We start from the raw sequence: 18,558 nt of genomic DNA on the forward strand, positions 1-18,558 counted from the left end.
GGGACGACAGGAGATTCCACACCCGCGATTCCTGTCACCCCTTCGGGGTTTTGTGATCATGTTTGCCCCCGCATCCACGGGCTCACGCCTCGCGGCTACAACAAGCCGTCCCTGCGGGACTCAGGAACAGCCACAAAGTGGCGGCATGACGTCCCTGCGGGGACTCACCTAATAATCCTGTCCATTGTCACTAGATTTGCATGATGCTTGCCATGCGGTGAAGGCTTGCTTCATGCTATTGACTCGCTCGGGATGACGATCAGCTAGATCATGACTTTCACTTGGATCTTGATGCAAATCGTACAACTCCCACGTCTTGCCACTGTCTGTGCTGATGATTTTGTAGGAGCCCTGATGCCACGCTTGCTGTTTGCCGGATTGGAATCCGATCGGTTGGCTTCGCTGCAATTTTGGGTTGGCAATCGCATCGATCAGCGAGATGCCGTCGATCGGACGCGAATCGGGATACTCGGCTCCGATCGCCGCGAGCACGGTCGGTAGGTAGTCGCTTGTGACGGCAGGGAAATCGGTCGTCGATCCAGCCTGGGTATGTCCCGGCCACACCAATATCCCTGGTACGCGAACACCGCCTTCGTACAACGAACGTTTGCGGCCGCGAAAGTCGATTGCGGAACCCGGAGCTTTTCCGGCACTCCCTTCGGGGCCATTGTCGCTACAGAACCACAGCATCGTATTGTCGGCGACGTTCAATTCAGCCAGCTTCGCTCGCAATCGGCCCACCTGTTCGTCCAACGCCGTGACGCATCCGTAATAATTGCGTTCATAACTCTCGTGATCCTGGTAATGTTTGGCGTGCTCTTCACCGGCGACGACTGGCAAGTGCGGCGCGTGGAACCAAACCGCAGCAAAGAAAGGGGTTTCTTCGGACACCGCATTCTCGATAAACGGGATCGCGCGGTCCATGATCACACGGGAATCATCGCCCTCGAGATTCTCGGTAACCGGGTTGCCGGCGTGATCCCAGTAGTGTGTTCCGTAGGGTTTGGCATTCGCTTTGTCAGAGATCGCATCCCAGTGGCCGTTGTCTTTGGCATTGGCCGGTTTGATCATGGGATCATAAGTGGGAACTTTCGATTCGGTCACAAAGCTGTCGTCGTAACCATGTTGTCGTGGCGGTGAGAAATGTTTGGCTCCTTGGGGGCCGCCGCGATTGGCATCTTTGACCGTGGTTGTCAATGTTCCGAGGTGCCATTTTCCAAAATGCCCCGTGGCATAGCCGTGCTTTTTCAATAGCTCGGGAAGCGTGATCTCGTCCTGTTTTAGATGCCCGGTATTTGCGAAATAGATGCCGTAGCGAAACGGATGACGGCCGGTCAAACAACTGCCGCGTGTGGGGCTGCATACGGGGGCAGCAGCGTAAAAACGATTGAACTTCAATCCGTCGGCTGCCATCGCGTCAATGTGTGGCGTGTGGATGGGCGACTCGGCGTTAAAGCACCGGGGATCTCCGATGCCAAGATCATCGCACATGACCAAAATGACGTTGGGTTTATCCGCAGCGGTCGCTTCCAATGCCAACAAAACCGTCAGCGAAAATGCAAAGAGGAGACGCATCGAATTTCCTTGTTTTGTTCCGTACTGAACCATGGTTAAGCCGCTTTTCGCATCACGGTAATAACTTACAGCGATTTCGGAGGCCCTGCCGGTTTCCCGGTCTGCTTGTCGATCGGATACTTCGGTTGCCAAGTGGGGTGTTTTTGATTCAGCCAAGCATTCATCTGTTTGGAGATCGTCGAGGCAATTTCAGGACGTGTCTTGATCAGATTCTTGGTTTCACCTTGATCTTTGCTCAAACAGTACAGCTCCCACGAATCGGTCTCGTAGACGTACATCAACTTGTAACGTTGGCCATCGATGTCTGCGATTGCAGAAACGGCCGGTTCGGCTCGTTTGTCCATGTAGCCAGGGAACAGATAGAACACGGTGTTTCGCGTTCGCTGCGTGTTGGGATTTCGCAACACATCGGCAAACGACTCGCCGTCCAGCGGATGTTGGTCTGACGGGGGAACCCATTCTTTTCCGGCTAGCTCAAGGTAGGTTGGGTAATAGTCAACCGAGTGGACTTTATGATCCGTGACGGTGCCCGCCGGAATCACGCTAGGCCAATAGGCGATCAGGGGAACGCGAATGCCGCCTTCGGTCAGCATTCCTTTTTCGCCTCGCAGCGGTTGATTGTCTGCGTGAGTACCGCCATTGTCCGAGGTAAATAGAATCAGCGTGTTGGCCGCGATGCTGTCGTCGGGGTTACCATCGCCATTGGGATCCTCGAGCATCGCCAGTATCCGGGCCAAGTTTTCATCGACGCCTGCGATGAAGCCGACATACTCGGCCATCTTTTTATTTGCACCGCCGATGCGATCGATGGCAGCTTGTTTTAGGTCCGGCCGAGCGCGAACCGGTCCATGCACCGCGTAGGTGTGAAATTGCAAATAGAAAGGTTTGTCGCCGCTGGCAAGCTCTTTGACGGTGTCTTGCATCGCATCGCCTAACGCATCACTGATGTGCTTGGGCGTATCGAGCAGCGATTTTGGCAGTCCTCGTTTCGTCAAATAGGCGTTGTCATACGGAGCGGCGTAGCGATCAAAGTGTCCGAGTCCGACACCTTTGAATTTCCACTTGTCGTTTTTCTGTGAAGCAAAACAGGTTGGTTGATGACCTTGGCCATATCCGCCCAAATTGATATCGAAGCCGACATTTTCGGGCATCGTTGCTTCGCCGCGATGACCGCCAACGTGGAATTTGCCGATATGAGCGGTGGCGTAGCCGTTTTGCTTAAGCGCCTCGGCCACCGTGATCGCCTCCGGAGCAACATCCTCGGATTGCTTGGGCCCTTCGAAACGAGCGGCTTCCTTTTTGATTCCGCCTCCGCCAAAACGGTTCAGATGTCCGACCACATAAACATTGTTGTTGACACGGGCCGGATATTGACCCGACAACATCGCCGCTCGGGTGGGAGCACAATTGGGTTGGGCATAGGCATGCGTAAAGCTGAGTCCGCCGGCGGCGATTCTTTCGATCGTCGGTGTTTGGTAGACCTCTTTCGTCGTCCCCATGGTCGCCTGTTTCGCGCTGATATGATTCCATCCCAAGTCGTCGACCATATAGACGATGATGTTGGGTTTGGATTGAACCGGATGGTTGTTGTCATTCGCAGCGAGCGACTGGGTTGCCGCGTTCACTGCTGCGAACGACGCCAGGACGAAGAAACGTAGAAAGGTCGAACGGGGGCTGCGTTTCACGAGGGGCCTCTCGAAGCGGTTTTTGAAAGGATTAGGGTTCGGCATGCCGACGGGATGGAGGGATCTCATTGTAGCCTGCGGCATCGGCGACTGCACGCGTGTCATCAACCTGGGTAATGATCCCGTTTGCCTCTGCGGTATGCGATTTGCTTTTGATTGTTAGCAACTTGTCCGACCTACACGAGGAAAGTCTCATGACTGACTACACCAAATTGAGAACGGAACTCGAAGCACAACTTCAAGAGCTCGTTGCCCGAGCCGAGGGGATCGACAACGACCTCCGCAAACCCGGCGACGAAGATTGGGAAGAGCGGGCGGCGGAATCCGAAGGGGACGAAGTGCTGGCGTCGGTAGCCGATCTTGCAATCAAAGAGATTGAACAGATCAAGCATGCACTGCACGAGATCGACGAAGGAACGTATGGCAAGTGCACCCGCTGCGGTAAACAAATTCCGCAAGAGAGACTCGAGGTGGTGCCCTACGCCACAACGTGTACCGGATGTGGTTGATCGTGTGATTCTCGCTCGATCAAACCGAAATTGACCCTTGTAGCGGAGACGGTGATGCGCATTCGATTGCCCCTGATGGTGTGTGGTATCGCGATGGTTTTGATGTCCGCGATGTTCGGTCGGTCGCAACAGGCGGAAAAGCCCGGATCGCAGATGGAGGTCCAGAAGCGGGACATGCAAAAGAAGCTGGACTATTCAAAAAACATCCTCGATGGATTGGTGACCGAAGATTTCGACAAAATCCTTGGCAATGCCAAATCGCTTAACACGCTGGCAAAACACAAGTGGATGCAGAATGATTCGATTGCTTACCGCACCCAAAACCAAGTGTTTTGGTTTACCACCGGGACGCTGATGACGGCAGCGGAGCAAAAGAATCTCGACGGAGCGATGCTCTCGTACACCCAGATGATGCACACCTGTGTCAATTGTCATCAGCTGATCCGACGCCAGTAGTTTGTGCCATGACGATCGTGACCTCCGTAGCGGTGATTGCCGGATTGACGTTGGCTTTGGCGTCGATGATCGTGATCGCTAATCGCTGGTTACACGTCCAAGAGGACCCCCGAATTGATCGGGTGGAATCGATGTTGCCGCACACCAATTGCGGGGCATGCGGCTATCCGGGATGCCGAGCGTTTGCCGAGGCATTGGTGCGGGGCGAGACGTTGCCTGTGAAATGCACCGTCGGCACGGCGGAGGACCACGTCAAAATCGCGACCTTTCTAGGTGTGGATGTCGGCACGCAAACAAAGCGAGTGGCACGTTTGGCATGTGCGGGTGGGAGCAATGTGGCTCGAAACCGCGCGCATTACGAAGGACTCGGTTCGTGTGCCGCCGTGGCATTGGTTGCCGGAGGTGGCAAAGCCTGTTTTTGGGGATGCCTTGGGTTAGCCGATTGCGAGCGTGCCTGCGATTTTGATGCGATCGAAATGGATGTGCACCAGATTCCGGTGGTCGACGAAGATCGCTGTACTGCCTGCGGCGATTGTGTCGAGGCGTGCCCAAAGGATCTGTTTTCACTTCACCCGGCGAACCAGCGGTTGTGGGTGGCGTGTGCTTCGTTGGCCGAGGGGGACGAAATCCTTAGCGATTGCGAAGTCGCTTGCACGGGATGTGGTCGCTGTGCGATGGACGCACCGGTCCAGATCCAGATGAAGCATCATTTGCCCGTTATCGACTACAGCAAAGGTTCGTTGTCGGCGATGCCCACCCAGCGATGTCCAACCGGCGCGATCGTTTGGCTCGACAAAACGCTTGGACCCGTGAAAGGCCGAGCGGCCAAAAAGATCATTCGCCAAGGCAATGTACGCGAGGGGATCTCGTAAGCGATTCGTCGCGGGGGGCGGCATGGGCTTTGCGTCGGCATGGGCTTTGCGTTCTGAATGGTTACTTTTGAGAATGCTTTGCTTTTTGAGGTTTGGCTTTTGAGCCGCAGCCCGAATTGCATGGAAGCGGCTTTTTCCGTGAGCGATGGTGGCCATGACGAAATCAAAACGGGAATTCAAATACCCAGGCACTCGTGTCGCAGTCGATGGAAACACTGCGGTGGCGATGTGTGAACGCGAGTCGACCGATGCGGCCGGGGCATACCCGATCACGCCCTCCACGCAGATGGGCGAGTATTGGGCCGAGGCCGCCGCGAGCGGCCACTTGAATATCTCGGGTCGTCCCTTGATTTTTATTGAACCGGAAGGAGAGCACGCTGCCGCGGCGGTCACCGCGGGGCTGTCGATGACGGGGTTGCGAGCGAGCAATTTTTCGTCCGGCCAAGGCATCGCCTACATGCACGAATCGCTGTACGCAGCGGTGGGAAAACGGTTGACCTATGTCCTGAATATCGGGGCACGGGCAATGACCAAAGCGACGCTGAATGTGCACGCCGGGCATGACGACTATCACTGCATGGATGACACCGGCTTCTTTCAAATGTTTGCCAAAGATGCGCAAAGCGTCGCCGATTTAAACATCATCGCTCATCGCATCGCCGAACTTGCATTGACACCGGGCGTTATCGCACAGGATGGGTTTCTAACGACTCACTTGATCGAATCGATCCAAGTTCCCGAACGCGAATTGATCCAAGAATTTCTGGGGCGTCCCGACGACATTATTCAAACGCCCACCCCGGCGCAGCAGATTATTTACGGCGACACACGGCGACGGATCCCCGAGGTATGGGACGTCGACAACCCAGTGATGACGGGCACGGTTCAGAATCAAGACTCGTACATGCAGAGCGTCGCCGCCCAGCGTCCCTATTTCTTTGATCATTTGCCGGAGTTGACCGAGCAAGCGTTCGAGCAATTTTATCAGCTGACCGGCCGCCGCTACGATCGTGTAGTCGGCTACCGCGTCGACGATGCGGAATACCTGATCGTCGGTCAAGGCAGTCTAATTCCGACGGCCGAGGCGGTGGCCGATTATTTGCGTGAAAGCCGTGGCATTCGAGTCGGTGTGATCAACTTGGTGATGTTTCGCCCCTTTCCCGCCGATCTTCTCAGCCGAATACTCAAGGGCAAAAAGGGTGTCGCTTTGCTCGAGCGACTTGATCAACCACTTGCGGTGGATTTGCCGTTGATGCGAGAAGTCCGCGCGACGATGAGCCGTTGTCTCGAGAATGGGCGTGAGCCATCGAAGCCTGCCTTTGCAAACTTGGAAACCTATCGCGTGCTGACGGACGCACCTTCGCTGTATTCGGGTTCCTTTGGGATGGGCAGTCGCGATTTGCAACCCGAGGGGGTTGTGGCAGCGATCGAGAACATGCTTCCGCAAGGCCCGAATCGTAAATTCTTCTATCTGTCGATTGACTTTCTGCGGGAAAACCCGGTCAGCCCCAAACAGCGAATTCACCAACAAGACATCGAATCGAAGTATCCCGACATCCGCAAACTTGCGATCCGCGGATCGGAGAATCCGAACTTGATGCCGGAAAGTAGCATCACGGTGCGAATGCATTCGGTTGGCGGCTGGGGCGCAATCACGACCGGCAAAAACTTGGCGTTAACGCTATACGATTTGCTTGGGTTTCATATCAAGGCCAACCCAAAATATGGTTCGGAAAAGAAGGGACAACCGACAACCTACTACCTGTCCGCGGCTCCCGAACCAATTCGCATCAATAGCGAGTACTTCTATGTTGACGTCGTGTTGTCGCCCGATCCAAACGTGTTCCACCATACCAACGCCTTGGCGGGATTAAAGGAAGGCGGGGTGTTTATCATCCAAAGTGACAAGACGTCTGCCGACGAGGTGTGGAAGAGTGTGCCGGAGCCGTATCGCCGGATTTTGATTGATAAGAAGATCAAATTCTACTACTTGGATGCGTTTCAAATTGCTCGTGACGAGGCGAGTGACCCCGATCTGCAGTTGCGTATGCAAGGCATTGCATTTCAAGGAGCCTTTTTCTCGGCGTCTCCGGTTGCTGAGAGAGCTGGATTGTCTCAGGCACGTCTGATCGAGGCCATCCGCAGCCAATTGCAACACAAATTCGGCAGCAAAGGGGCTCGCGTCGTCCAAGAAAACATGGCGGTTGTCAAACGAGGGTTCGACGAAGTCAAAGCGGTTGCCTATGGTGCGATCGACGAGGAATCTCCTCGTAAAACGACGACGCGAGAACCGGCACTTCCGGTGGTACTAAAGACGCAACCGGCAAGCAAGTCTCGCCGGTCGGACATTCATCGCTTCTGGGAACAAACCGGCAACCTTTACGCACGTGGGATGGGATCCGACACGATCACCGATCCCTTTATCGGTTTGGGAACCATCCCCGCGGTGACCACGATGTTTCGTGACATGAGCGGGATTCGCTTTCAACATCCCCAATGGATCGCCGAGAACTGTACCGCATGCGGACGCTGTTATACCGTTTGCCCCGATACCGCGATTCCGGGACTCGTCAACGAAGTCACTCAGGTCTTTGACACGATCATCGCTCGGCTTCGCAAACGGGGAATGGATTTAAAGTACCTGCCAAAAGCGGTTCGTGACGTCGAGAAAAATTTGCGTCCGATCTTTGCCGAGGCGAGCGAAAACGACAACGTGTTGGGAATGTTACAAGAGGCGATCAACAAGACTCTTCGCGACAGCAAACTCGAGAAGGGTTCGCGTGACGAACTCAAGCACGAACTCGAAGCGTTCCGCGAAGAAATTGGCGAGTTTCAGTTTGCGTTGTCGCGTCCTTATTACACGCTGAAAGAGAAAGAGTCGCCTGGCGAAGGCGGGTTATTGAGTATCACGGTGAATCCCAATACCTGTAAAGGGTGCATGGAATGCGTGCAAGTATGTGACGACGACGCACTTCGTGTCGTGCCGCAAACGGACGAGTCGCTCAGTACATTGCGGCGAAATTGGGATGTTTGGCAAGACCTTCCCACGACACCGAAAAAGTACATTCGCGTGCAAAACATCGAAGAGGGCATCGGTGTGCTCGAAACATTGTTGTTGGACAAACGAAACTATTCGTCATTGGCAAGCGGCGACGGCGCCTGTAACGGTTGCGGTGAAAAGAGTGTCATTCATTTGTTTACCGCAACGGTCGAAGCACTCATGCAACCTCGTGTCGAGCGGCATGTCGCCTCACTGACCGACTTGATTGCGAAACTGGAAACTCACATCCAACATCGATTGGTGCAGGAAATCGATGTCGGCGATCCCGATTCGCTTGCCAAGATCGTGGACGAAATAGGCACTGCCGATGTGACGCTCTCAGGGATCGCGCAACGAGTCGAGAACCAGCGGGGCGGCGAGCCGATTGATCAGCAATGGCTTCGCCGCGTCACCGGCTTGTTGGCGAAACTAAAACGTCTTCGCTGGAACTACGTCGAAGGGGTCACCGGGCGTGGGCGTGCCAACGCCGGAATTTTGAATTCGACCGGCTGTTCGTCGGTGTGGGGCAGCACGTTTCCGTTCAATCCCTATCCCTTCCCCTGGGCCAATCATTTGTTTCAAGATGCCGCTTCGATGGCGATGGGAGTTTTCGAAGGGCACATGAGCAAGATGGCCGACGGTTTCAAAGCAATCCGCTTGGCCGAGCAAGAGTTGTCGGGCAATGGGAATGATCCAGCCGATTCGTCGTTGACCTATTTCAATTGGCGGCATTTCAGTGATGAGGAATGGGAACTTTGTCCGCCGGTGGTCGCCATCGGTGGCGATGGCGCGATGTACGACATCGGTTTTCAAAACCTTTCACGCGCCATGATGTCGGGCAAGCCGATCAAAGTGTTGATTTTGGACACGCAGGTCTATTCCAATACGGGCGGACAAGCCTGCACGTCGGGATTTCTTGGGCAGATTTCTGACATGGCTCAATACGGCAAATCGATCCAGGGCAAACAAGAGGTTCGCAAAGAAATCGGTTTGATCGGAATGGCGCATCGCACGACCTATGTGATGCAGAGCACGATTGCACATCCGAACCATTTGATCGAAGGATTCATCGAGGGGCTGAAGTCACGGCGACCAGCGCTTTTCAATCTCTACACTTCGTGTCAACCCGAGCATGGCATCGGAGATGACATGAGTGCTAATCAGGCCCGCTTGGCGGTGGAATCGCGAGCCTATCCGCTGTTTCGCTACAACCCCGATCACGGCAATCGCCCCGAGCAGTGTTTCGATTTGGAAGGTAATCCCGCGATCGACCAAGATTGGCCTAGCTACGAATTGAAGTACACTGAGAATGGTCGTCACAAGACAATGTCGCTGCCGATGACCTTTGCGGATTTTGCCGCGACCGAGATCCGATTCCGCAAACATTTCCGGACGGCACCGCCGGAAACGTGGAACGACAAGATGATTCTTCTGGCCGATTTCTTGGAACTTCCGGCGGAGGAACGTGAAGGACGGTTTCCTTATGTGTGGAGCGTCAATCGCAAGCAGGAATTGATGCGTTTATTGGTCGCGCCGCCAATCGTTGCATCCTGCGAGGATCGTCGCGACTTCTGGACGATGCTGCGAGCGATCGCCCGTGTGAACGAAACGAAGCCGGATCGCACCACGATCGAAGCGGATGTCCGGCGGGAAATGACCAACCGTATCGCGTCGGGGATGATGCAGTTATTGACTGGCGAAAGCAACGGGGCGACCGTTGCCGTCGCGGACCCTGTGCAGACGATTCCCGACCGCCAATCATCGGCGGATGCCAATAGCGAATTCATGGCACCATGGATTGACACGCCCGAGTGTACCTCGTGTGACGAGTGCGTCCGTTTGAACCCCAATATCTTTGCCTACAACGACAAGAAAAAGGCATTCATCCAAAATCCAGAAGGAGGGCCTTACAAGGACTTGGTCAAGGCCGCCGAACGCTGTACAGCCCAAATTATTCACCCAGGGTTGCCGAAAGACCGCAGCGAAAAGGACATTGGAAAATGGATCGCTCGTGCTGAGAAGTTCAACCAATGAGAAATCTACGGTTTGACTTTTTTCGCGGTAAGACATTCGCCCATGGGATTCATCCTCCTGAATCGAAACAGGAGACTTGTCATCGCGAGATTCAACAATTCCCGTTTGCACCGCTATTGATCGTGCCACTTTCGCAGCACATCGGCAAACCGGCTGTTCCCGTGGTGGATGCAGACGACGAAGTGGTGCGCGGCCAGTTGATCGCTGCGGCAGACGGATTCATGTCAGTGGCGATCCACGCTCCGGCGTCAGGAATCATCCGCCGAATTGCCCCAACCCCCAGCATCAACGGAAAGATGGAACCCGCATTTTTTCTTGAGCCGTTTGCGGCATCGACTCAAGAAGTGGTCGAGGGAACTCCGCTGGACATCGATTCGGCAAGCGGTGAGCAGATCCTCGCCGCGATCCAGTCCGCGGGCATTGTCGGGCTCGGGGGCGCCGGATTTCCGACCCATGCGAAACTGAAAATCCCCGACGACAAGTTTGCCGACACGTTGGTGATCAACGGCATCGAATGTGAACCGTATCTGACGACCGATCACCGCGTGATGCTTGAACATGCCGACGACGTGATCACCGGTGTCGGTTACTTGTTACGCGCGACCGCTGCCGAGCGGGCGATCATTGCGGTCGAAGCAAACAAACCCGATGCGGCGGAATCGCTTCGACGCGTGTTGCCGCCGTCGGTCCCGATCACCATCGAAGTCTTGCCCGTGAAATATCCGCAAGGTGCCGAGAAGATGTTGATCACCGCGTTGTTGGGCCGAGAGGTTCCTTCACGCGGATTGCCGCTCGATGTGCATGCGATTTGCGTCAACGTGGGGACTGCGGCTGAGATTGGCAAATTGATTCCTCACGGACTCGGGCTGCAGGAACGCGTCGTCACGGTGGGCGGACCAGCGATCCAGCGGAAAGGCAACTACCGCATCCCGATCGGTACGACGCTGCGGTTTATTTTGGAAACCTTGGGCACCGAACCCGACATTTCGACCGTTGTGATGGGCGGACCGATGATGGGGGCGGCCGCCTCGAGTTTGGATATCCCAATCACCAAAGGCTCCACCGGCGTGATCGCGTTTACCGAGCGTGAAACGGGCAAGCTGAGATCACGAAAGCAGTTTCCCTGTATCAAGTGTGGCGACTGCGTCGACGTCTGTCCGCTCTTTTTGAACCCGTCACAATTGGGACTGCTTGCCGAACATGGTCGTTATTCGTCGATGGTCAACGACCACCACTTGATGGACTGTTTCGAGTGTGGCTGTTGCACGTTTGTGTGCCCTGCTCACATTCCCTTGGTCCAGCAATTTCGCGTCGCCAAGGCGGCGATGCGCAAGGCGGCAAGGAGCGAGGGATGACCCCGTTATCCAAAACGCTGACGATCCAAAGTTCGCCGCACATTGGTGCCACGTCAAGTGTCGACTCGATCATGCGGAACGTGGTGTTTGCATTGCTGCCGGTGTGTGCATTCGCAATTTACGTATTTGGGATTTCCGCCGCATTGATCTTGGTGGTGGCCGTGTTGTCCTGCGTGCTAACGGAACACCTACTGTGTTGGTTCGCTGGCCGACCAACCACCGTCGGCGACGGATCGGTGCTGATCACTGGCATCTTGTATGGATTGATTCTGCCACCAAGTTTGCCACTCTGGATGGTGGTTGCGGGTGGAGTGATCGGAGTTGCGATGGGAAAGTTCCTTTTTGGTGGGCTTGGCTACAACGCGTTTAATCCTGCTTTGGTGGGACGGGCGATCTTACAGGCCGCCTTTCCTGCAGCAATGACGACGTGGCCATCCGAATCCGTCGCCTCGTTCACGTCGCTCCCATCGTCGACACTTGCGCTGCCACTGACCAAGCCGGTTTACGATGGCATCTCGGCGGCGACGCCGCTGGCGAAATGGAAATTCGAGCAGATTCCAACCGACACGACGGACCTTTTTATGGGCACGGTCTCGGGATCGACCGGAGAAACATGTGCAGCCCTGATCTTGCTCGGAGGCGTCTACTTGGTGGCTCGCCGAATGATGAGTTGGCGGATCCCGGTAGCGATCCTTTCCACCGTTGCCCTAGGCAGCACGCTATTGCAAGCGATTGATCCGACTCGCTATGCAGGACCCTCGTTGATGTTGTTTTCAGGCGGTTTGATGTTGGGAGCGGTCTTCATGGCCACCGATATGGTTGCCTCGCCGATCACTCATCTTGGCTGTGTCATCTACGGGATTTTGATCGGTTTGTTGGTCGTCGTCATTCGAGTTTGGGGGGGCATGCCCGAGGGCGTAATGTACGCGATTCTGATTGGCAATGCCATCTCGCCCCATATCGACCACTGGATTCAACCGCGAGTCTATGGCACGGCATCTCGAGGAGACGTGGTATGAATAGCTCGCTTCCCACTGACCCGACGTTGTCCGGATTGGCAAGCACGCCGCCTCCGCCAACGGCATCGATTTACGGAGTGGTGTTGAGTGTCGGGATCGTGTGCAGTCTTGCCGTTGTGATTGTTTATCAGTTGACGGGGCCTCGGATCATCCGTAACCGAGTGGCACTGCGTCACGACGCCATTCTGGCGGTCCTGCCCGATGCAGTGACGGTGATCCCGTTCGAGTTTGACACCACCCTAGGTCAGTTCCAGCCTGCTGCGACGGATGACGCCGATTCCGATCTTGTGTACGCAGGCTTTGGGCCGGGCGGAGAACTTGTCGGTTTGGCAATCGAGACCGAGGGGATGGGGTATCAGGACACGATTCGGCTGATGTATGGATACTCGCCACACGAGCAAGCGATCATCGGCATTCGCGTGCTAGAAAGCCGTGAAACGCCAGGGCTCGGCGACCGCATTGAAACGGATGTCAATTTCCTGAGTCACTTTCGACGATTGGATGTGTCGCTCGAATCCACCTCGAACCAGCTTGCCCATTCGATTGAGTTTGTCAAATCGGGAAACAAGACTGACCCTTGGCAGATCGACGGGATCACCGGAGCAACGATTTCGTCGCGAGCTACCGCGGCGATGATCGGTGACAGTGCAGCGGACTGGATCCCTCGCGTCTATCCTCGCCTTGCCGATTTCACGGCAACCTCACAGGAGACGCGATGATGGCTTTTCCGCACGTCGAACCTGAAGCAGTGCCGCCCGCGACGGACGATCTCGTTAATGGCATTTGGAAACAGAATCCAGTCTTTGTCCACGTGTTAGGGATGTGTCCGGTGCTGGCGGTTTCCAACACTGCGATCAACGCGCTGGCGATGGGGTTAGCGACTTCGTTTGTGTTGCTGATGTCCAACGTTGTCGTCTCGCTGATTCGCCACGTCGTTCCAAACCAAGTCCGCATTGTGACGTTCATTATGGTGATCGCCACGTTTGTCACGATTGTCGACTACGTAATCCAAGCGATCAGTTTGCCGCTGCATCGGTCGCTAGGAGCCTTTATTTCGCTGATCGTGGTCAATTGTTTGATCCTGGGGCGGGCCGAAGCGTTTGCCTCGAAACATCGCCTGGGGCGTTCGACGCTGGACGCACTTGGGATGGGCGTCGGTTTCACGGTCGCGTTGCTTTGCTTGGGCGCCGTTCGCGAACTGCTCGGCAATGGCAGTCTGTTTGGATTTCGAATGTTCGGCGAGTCGTTCCAGGAGTGGACAATCATGATGCTGCCGCCGGGCGGATTTTTTACGCTGGCAGCATGGTTGTTGTTAATCCACTGGTTTGAACAACGTCGTGGTGGCACCGAAACCCAGCGTGAGGTGGTCCGATGAGCAACGAGTCGCTTGGCGTGATCTTCATCAACGCATGTTTAGTGAACAATTTTGTGCTGGCCTATTTTCTTGGGATTTGTCCGTTCTTGGGCGTGTCCGCCAAACGTCAAACCGCAATGGGGATGGGGGCGGCAGTCACGCTGGTGATGACCGTCAGCTCGATTGCCGCGTCAGCAATCCACACGTTGTTGGTGTACTTGGACACACCTTATTTGCAACTGATTTCGTTCATCGCGGTGATCGCATCGATGGTCCAATTGGTCGAGATGTTCATTAAAAAGGTCAGCCCAAGTCTATTTCGATCATTGGGGATTTTTTTGCCACTGATCACGACGAACTGTGCGATCCTGGCGGTTGCCCTATTTCAAACCAACCGAGGCTACGACTGGCTTCAGTCGATCGTGTTTGCGATCGGTGCCGGAGTGGGCTTCACATTGGCTCTGGTACTGATGGCTGGAATTCGCGAGAAACTTGAACTTGCCCGTCCACCAGATCTTGTCAAAGGGGCGGCATTGACCTTGATCATTGCGGGATTGCTTTCGATTTGTTTTATGGGGTTCGCGGGGTTAATGGGGTGAGATGATGATTGCACTAATCAAAGCCATCATCGGAGTCTCGATCATCCTTGGCGGTTGGTTGTGGGTTCAAAACCGTTGGCGAATCGTGACGGGGGCAGCGTCCGATGTCGATGTGTTGGCTGGCCGAATCGGTTGCCATGGATGCGGATGCAAAATGCACTGTGAAAACTTACCGACACATGACCCTACGCATGATGGTTAGATTTCGAGGGAGAATTGGGATGCGACTACAAGACTACGATACAAAGACTCGCTACCGAGCGACGGTGCGGGCCAGCAAACGAATCACTGCTGTGGATTCCCACGAGGAGGTTCGCGACATCTTGATCGAGGTGGAAAGTCAAGAATTCGACGTCGCCGTGGGCCAGAACATTGGTGTGTTGGCGCCGGGGCAAGCGGAAATGGGCCAAGAGTATCATTTCCGGCTGTACAGTATCGCGGATGTCCCGCACAGCACGCCCGAAGGTTATCTGCAGATCCGCATCTGTGTGCGTCGCTGCAACACGATCGACGAATTCACAGGCGAACAGTATCCCGGTGTGGCGTCGAACTACCTGTGCGACCTGACCCGCGGCGAAACCCTGACGATTACCGGGCCGTACGGTCAAACGTTTGAAGCGCCTTCGGATCCGGATGCTACCTTGATTCTGATCTGCGCCGGAACCGGGATCGCCCCCTTCCGCGCTTTCGTCAAATACCTTTATTCCGAGGCGTGTGATTTCAAAGGCCGTGTTTGGCTATTTCACGGTGGCCAAACCGGGATCGATTTGTTGTATCGCAATCAAGAGAAGGATGATTTTGCGCTGTACTACGACCGCGACACGTTCGAAGCGTTCAACGCACTGAGCAACCGCCCCGGTTGGTCCGAGACGGCCGATTGGGGAGCGGCGATTGAAGATCGTGGCGAAGAACTGTGTCGACTACTCTCTGAACCGACAACCTATGTCTACGTGGCAGGGCTCGAGGTCATCCGCGACCAACTGGACGAAGTGATGGCCGAGATCGCGGGCTCGAACCAAACCTGGTTCCGCTGGAAAGAGGATCTCGAAGCCGAAGGCCGCTGGATCGAACTGCTGTATTGATCGGGGCCGATTAGTCGTTCAGACTGCCTGGAATGCCTGAAACCGCAGGCAATTCAGTGCTTGGCTCGCCTGTGACCGGTTCGCCTGTGACCGGCTCTTTAGATGCCGGTTCGTTCGATGCCGGTTCACTCGCAGCGGACTCGACGGGGACCTCCACGGCGATGATCACATGGCTGGGCGTGATTTCGACGACACGTCCCTGGGGCAACACGTCTCCGACGCGTACCAGTTGGGATTCAATCACGGCGATGCGTCCCGAGGTGTTTTGGTAAATGATCTCGACGGCGTCATGCGGTCGATGCTCAATCTTGGTCTTGGGTTCCACTGCGGCGATCGGTTCGACGACCGGTTCGGTAGGAATCTCAACCGCTTTGACTTCAGGTTCTGTAGATACCGATTCTTGCTTTTTGACAAAAATGGTTTCAAACGGATTTGTCTGCAAGACCTGCTGCAGACGGACGTCGGGCCAGCGAATCGGCGCTGTGACGTTGTCTTGAGACTTTTGAAACGATGTATTGGTGATCGCGCGATAGTCTCGTCGCGTTGACGGTATCTCAAATTCAGTGCTTTCCTGCGCAGGCGAAAACAGCACAAAGCCCAGCACGCCGACCAACACCACAATCAACGCGAGCTTTTTCGGTGTGAGGCTGGAAGTCGATAGAAACTCGGATTGACTCATTTGCGTTTTCCTGACGTCGTTAATTCGGGGTCTAAATCGAACAGCAATCGCAATTGACACTCAGCCGAGAACGTTTGTTCGCTGCTCTTAGGCGCCGTCACACTCAACCGGGCGATGCGATAGCTTCGCGGCAGCTGCTGAAGTCCATCCAAGAATCGACACAGCCCGGCATATTGCCCCTCGCCGACAAAGCGAATGTCCATCTCGCTGTGTAGCGGTTTGTTGACCACTGCCCCAGGACGAAAATCACGGATTTGAAACTGACTCGCTTTGGCAAGTTCGGACAACTCGCTGAGAAAGTCGATTTCGCCCGCCTTTGTTGGGATTTTTGTTTTGAACTGGGAAACGCGATTCTCGGTGGATTGAACCCGTTGTTCGGTGTCTCGATGCGTTTCATGAATGTCATTGCGTTTGTCCATCAACGCCAACGACTCGGATTGAGCAGCGTCGTTTTGGATGCGTGTTGCTTGCAGTTCGTGACGGGCAAACAACATCAAGATCAGGATCACGACCACGCCCGCGATGCCCCCGCCGTGAAGCATCAGGTTGTAGGATCGTTTCGTTGTGAAGATTTCACTCATGTTCCCGGTGACTCCGCAAACTTGCACTCTATTTGAAATTGACGACCATGAGTTTCGTCGATTTGGTACATCAGCGACGACTTCAGTTCGACTTGGTGAAACACTTGTGAATTTCGCAACGATTCGACGAAACTAGCCAAGCTTTGGTCGCCATCGGTAACGCCTTGTAGCGAGACGGTGCAAAGGTAACCAGGCGGTGTTGTCGCAGTGGATTTCTTAGCGGCCTCTCGGTTGGCGCTCGACGACAAATGCATCCGTTCAATTTGGACTTTGCCGCGACTCGATTTTGCGGCATTGCCCAACACCGCCAGCAATGCGAGCGAGCGGTCAGGGACGCAAATTGATTCAAGCACCTCGACTTCACGCTGCAAAACGTTCAGCCGCGAATCCAAGCTGGCAGTTTGGGCCTGCAGCTGCTGCAGCGGCTGAATTTCGCTTGTTAACGCGTCGAGCTGCAGTTGGCTCTGTTGGACCTCGCGATAGTTACCGGCCATGACCACGATTCCGGCAATCAATAACGCCGCCCACACCAACGCCCATTGACGCAGTCGTCGTCGCACCAGCATCTTGATGACAAGTTTTTCGGGCAACAGGTTTATGAACATGATCGTTGCTCCCAACGCAGCGCCGAGAGCGCCGCGGCGACCCCAAATTGCGAGTCATCCGCAGCTTCGTGCGGCTTGCTGGTGGGCAGTCGCCATGTCAACGCCGGAACCCCAAGCTGTTCACTTAGGCAATCAGGAAGATGACGAATCGATGCACCACCACCGAACAAAACCAATTCCGTTGGAATGCTGGTGCCAAACTGTTGCACTGCATAGTCGAGCGTCCGTTTCAATTCATTGATCAATCGCGCCATCGGTTGTTCAAGCATTTGGGCTGGGCCCGAAACCGCACGACGCAGCGATTGATCCGGAGGTGCGATCGCGTATCGAACCAGCAGTTGCATTGCTTCGTCGTGTGTCAGCTTGAATGCCTGCTGTACCGGTTTGATCAACCTGCGGAGCCCTCCGCCACGCAGCGGACGCGTGTAGATGGGCATCCCATTGACCACCAACACAAAGGTGAATTCGCTATCACCGAGGTCCAGTGCGACAATGGGCGTCGCAGTGGGGCCGTTCATCATCGTCACCGCGCGGGCCAGCGCACAGGGTAATCCATCGAGCACCTGGCATTCGTAACCCGCGGACGTCAGCCCTTCGGCCACGCCCGTCGCGAGCGTCGCCGGCATTCGCAGGGCGGTGACGGTTGCTGCTTGATCCGCCGCTTTGTTGGTACTCCAAAAATCGAAGACATAGTCGGTGTCACCGATTTCGTCGTCTGCGGCAAGTTCTTCGGAAACCATGTCACGTGTTTCATCGGGCGACGCCGCAGGTAACTCGAGCGACCGTAGCGAGTGATAAGCCATCGAGACCGCAGCGGCACATTCCGAGCGGGTAAACAGTTCACGTAGTTCGGCGAGCCGAAGATGCTTGTCCGCAAGGTTGATCGCGGTCGTGGGCGAATCTTGACTTGGATGTTGTTCGCGATTGACGCACCAACGTTGGCAAATTTGGTAGCGGTCGCCGGATCGTTGGACCTGAGTCAACTTGATCGAACGGCTGCCGATATCGATTCCGATCCAACCTCGCGGTGTCGAGCCAAACCCTCGCATCGCGGCAAACCGATGTGTTGCATGCTGTGGTAATGTTGTCAGTACGGACATGATGTCGGCTCCT

The 18,558-nt window shown here is 55.2% G+C and carries 17 protein-coding genes; 11 read left to right on the plus strand and 6 right to left on the minus strand.

The features are described 5' to 3' along the window. Nucleotides 1-168: 168 nt before the first annotated feature. A complete protein-coding gene (locus ABEA92_RS14025) occupies nt 169-1,575 on the minus strand; it encodes a sulfatase family protein (protein ID WP_345684470.1) in 1,407 nt (468 codons plus the stop codon). A 65-nt stretch (nt 1,576-1,640) separates the two neighbouring features. Beyond that, the gene (locus tag ABEA92_RS14030; protein ID WP_345684471.1) at nt 1,641-3,260 is read right to left on the minus strand and encodes a sulfatase; all 1,620 of its coding nucleotides are present in this window, start codon (nt 3,258-3,260) and stop codon (nt 1,641-1,643) included. A 194-nt stretch (nt 3,261-3,454) separates the two neighbouring features. On the opposite strand from ABEA92_RS14030, the gene ABEA92_RS14035 reads away from it, so the two are divergent. The 11 genes from ABEA92_RS14035 (at nt 3,455) to ABEA92_RS14085 (ending at nt 15,580) form a co-directional block, all read left to right on the plus strand. Beyond that, entirely contained in the window at nt 3,455-3,769 is a 315-nt protein-coding gene (locus ABEA92_RS14035; protein ID WP_345684472.1) for a TraR/DksA family transcriptional regulator, read from the plus strand. A gap of 54 nt (nt 3,770-3,823) precedes the next feature. Further along, nucleotides 3,824-4,225: a hypothetical protein gene (locus ABEA92_RS14040; protein ID WP_345684473.1), complete on the plus strand. Its 402-nt coding sequence runs from the start codon at nt 3,824-3,826 to the stop codon at nt 4,223-4,225. Between the two features lie 8 nt (nt 4,226-4,233). Beyond that, complete coding sequence (locus ABEA92_RS14045) at nt 4,234-5,097, plus strand: RnfABCDGE type electron transport complex subunit B (RefSeq protein ID WP_345684474.1); 864 nt, start codon at nt 4,234-4,236, stop codon at nt 5,095-5,097. 154 nt (nt 5,098-5,251) lie between these two features. After that, the gene (locus tag ABEA92_RS14050; RefSeq protein WP_345684475.1) at nt 5,252-10,171 is read left to right on the plus strand and encodes a 2-oxoacid:acceptor oxidoreductase family protein; all 4,920 of its coding nucleotides are present in this window, start codon (nt 5,252-5,254) and stop codon (nt 10,169-10,171) included. Then, nucleotides 10,168-11,526, plus strand: a complete 1,359-nt coding sequence (gene rsxC, locus ABEA92_RS14055; protein ID WP_345684476.1) for an electron transport complex subunit RsxC — start codon at nt 10,168-10,170, stop codon at nt 11,524-11,526. The genes ABEA92_RS14050 and rsxC overlap by 4 nt, the downstream gene beginning before the upstream one ends. Beyond that, the gene (locus ABEA92_RS14060; protein ID WP_345684477.1) at nt 11,523-12,545 is read left to right on the plus strand and encodes an RnfABCDGE type electron transport complex subunit D; all 1,023 of its coding nucleotides are present in this window, start codon (nt 11,523-11,525) and stop codon (nt 12,543-12,545) included. The genes rsxC and ABEA92_RS14060 overlap by 4 nt, the downstream gene beginning before the upstream one ends. After that, nucleotides 12,542-13,264 carry an RnfABCDGE type electron transport complex subunit G gene (locus tag ABEA92_RS14065; RefSeq protein WP_345684478.1) on the plus strand — a complete coding sequence of 241 codons (723 nt, stop codon included), beginning with the start codon at nt 12,542-12,544 and terminating at the stop codon, nt 13,262-13,264. The genes ABEA92_RS14060 and ABEA92_RS14065 overlap by 4 nt, the downstream gene beginning before the upstream one ends. Next, nucleotides 13,261-13,920 (plus strand): electron transport complex subunit RsxE, encoded by a 660-nt coding sequence (gene rsxE / locus ABEA92_RS14070; RefSeq protein ID WP_345684479.1) that lies wholly within the window; start codon nt 13,261-13,263, stop codon nt 13,918-13,920. Before ABEA92_RS14065 ends, rsxE begins: the two co-directional genes overlap by 4 nt. Beyond that, the gene (locus ABEA92_RS14075; protein ID WP_345684480.1) at nt 13,917-14,498 is read left to right on the plus strand and encodes an electron transport complex protein RnfA; all 582 of its coding nucleotides are present in this window, start codon (nt 13,917-13,919) and stop codon (nt 14,496-14,498) included. Before rsxE ends, ABEA92_RS14075 begins: the two co-directional genes overlap by 4 nt. Nucleotide 14,499: 1 nt before the next feature. Next, a complete protein-coding gene (locus ABEA92_RS14080; protein WP_345684481.1) occupies nt 14,500-14,700 on the plus strand; it encodes a hypothetical protein in 201 nt (66 codons plus the stop codon). A gap of 19 nt (nt 14,701-14,719) precedes the next feature. After that, the gene (locus ABEA92_RS14085; protein ID WP_345684482.1) at nt 14,720-15,580 is read left to right on the plus strand and encodes a ferredoxin reductase domain-containing protein; all 861 of its coding nucleotides are present in this window, start codon (nt 14,720-14,722) and stop codon (nt 15,578-15,580) included. Nucleotides 15,581-15,590: 10 nt separating this feature from the next. Here the strand turns inward: ABEA92_RS14085 and ABEA92_RS14090 are convergent, their stop codons facing one another. Genes ABEA92_RS14090 through pilM form a run of 4 tightly spaced genes read right to left on the minus strand, consistent with a single transcriptional unit; the run spans nt 15,591 to nt 18,545 of the window. Beyond that, nucleotides 15,591-16,259, minus strand: coding sequence for a hypothetical protein (locus ABEA92_RS14090; protein ID WP_345684483.1), 669 nt, complete (start codon nt 16,257-16,259; stop codon nt 15,591-15,593). Continuing rightward, on the minus strand, nt 16,256-16,840 hold the full coding sequence (gene pilO, locus ABEA92_RS14095; RefSeq protein WP_345684484.1) for a type 4a pilus biogenesis protein PilO: 585 nt from the start codon (nt 16,838-16,840) through the stop codon (nt 16,256-16,258). Before pilO ends, ABEA92_RS14090 begins: the two co-directional genes overlap by 4 nt. Further along, nucleotides 16,837-17,445, minus strand: coding sequence for a PilN domain-containing protein (locus ABEA92_RS14100; protein ID WP_345684485.1), 609 nt, complete (start codon nt 17,443-17,445; stop codon nt 16,837-16,839). The genes pilO and ABEA92_RS14100 overlap by 4 nt, the downstream gene beginning before the upstream one ends. Then, on the minus strand, nt 17,436-18,545 hold the full coding sequence (pilM, locus tag ABEA92_RS14105) for a pilus assembly protein PilM (RefSeq protein WP_345684486.1): 1,110 nt from the start codon (nt 18,543-18,545) through the stop codon (nt 17,436-17,438). Before pilM ends, ABEA92_RS14100 begins: the two co-directional genes overlap by 10 nt. Nucleotides 18,546-18,558 lie beyond the last annotated feature (13 nt).

Source organism: Novipirellula caenicola, assembly GCF_039545035.1.
GTDB classification, from domain to species: domain Bacteria; phylum Planctomycetota; class Planctomycetia; order Pirellulales; family Pirellulaceae; genus Novipirellula; species Novipirellula caenicola.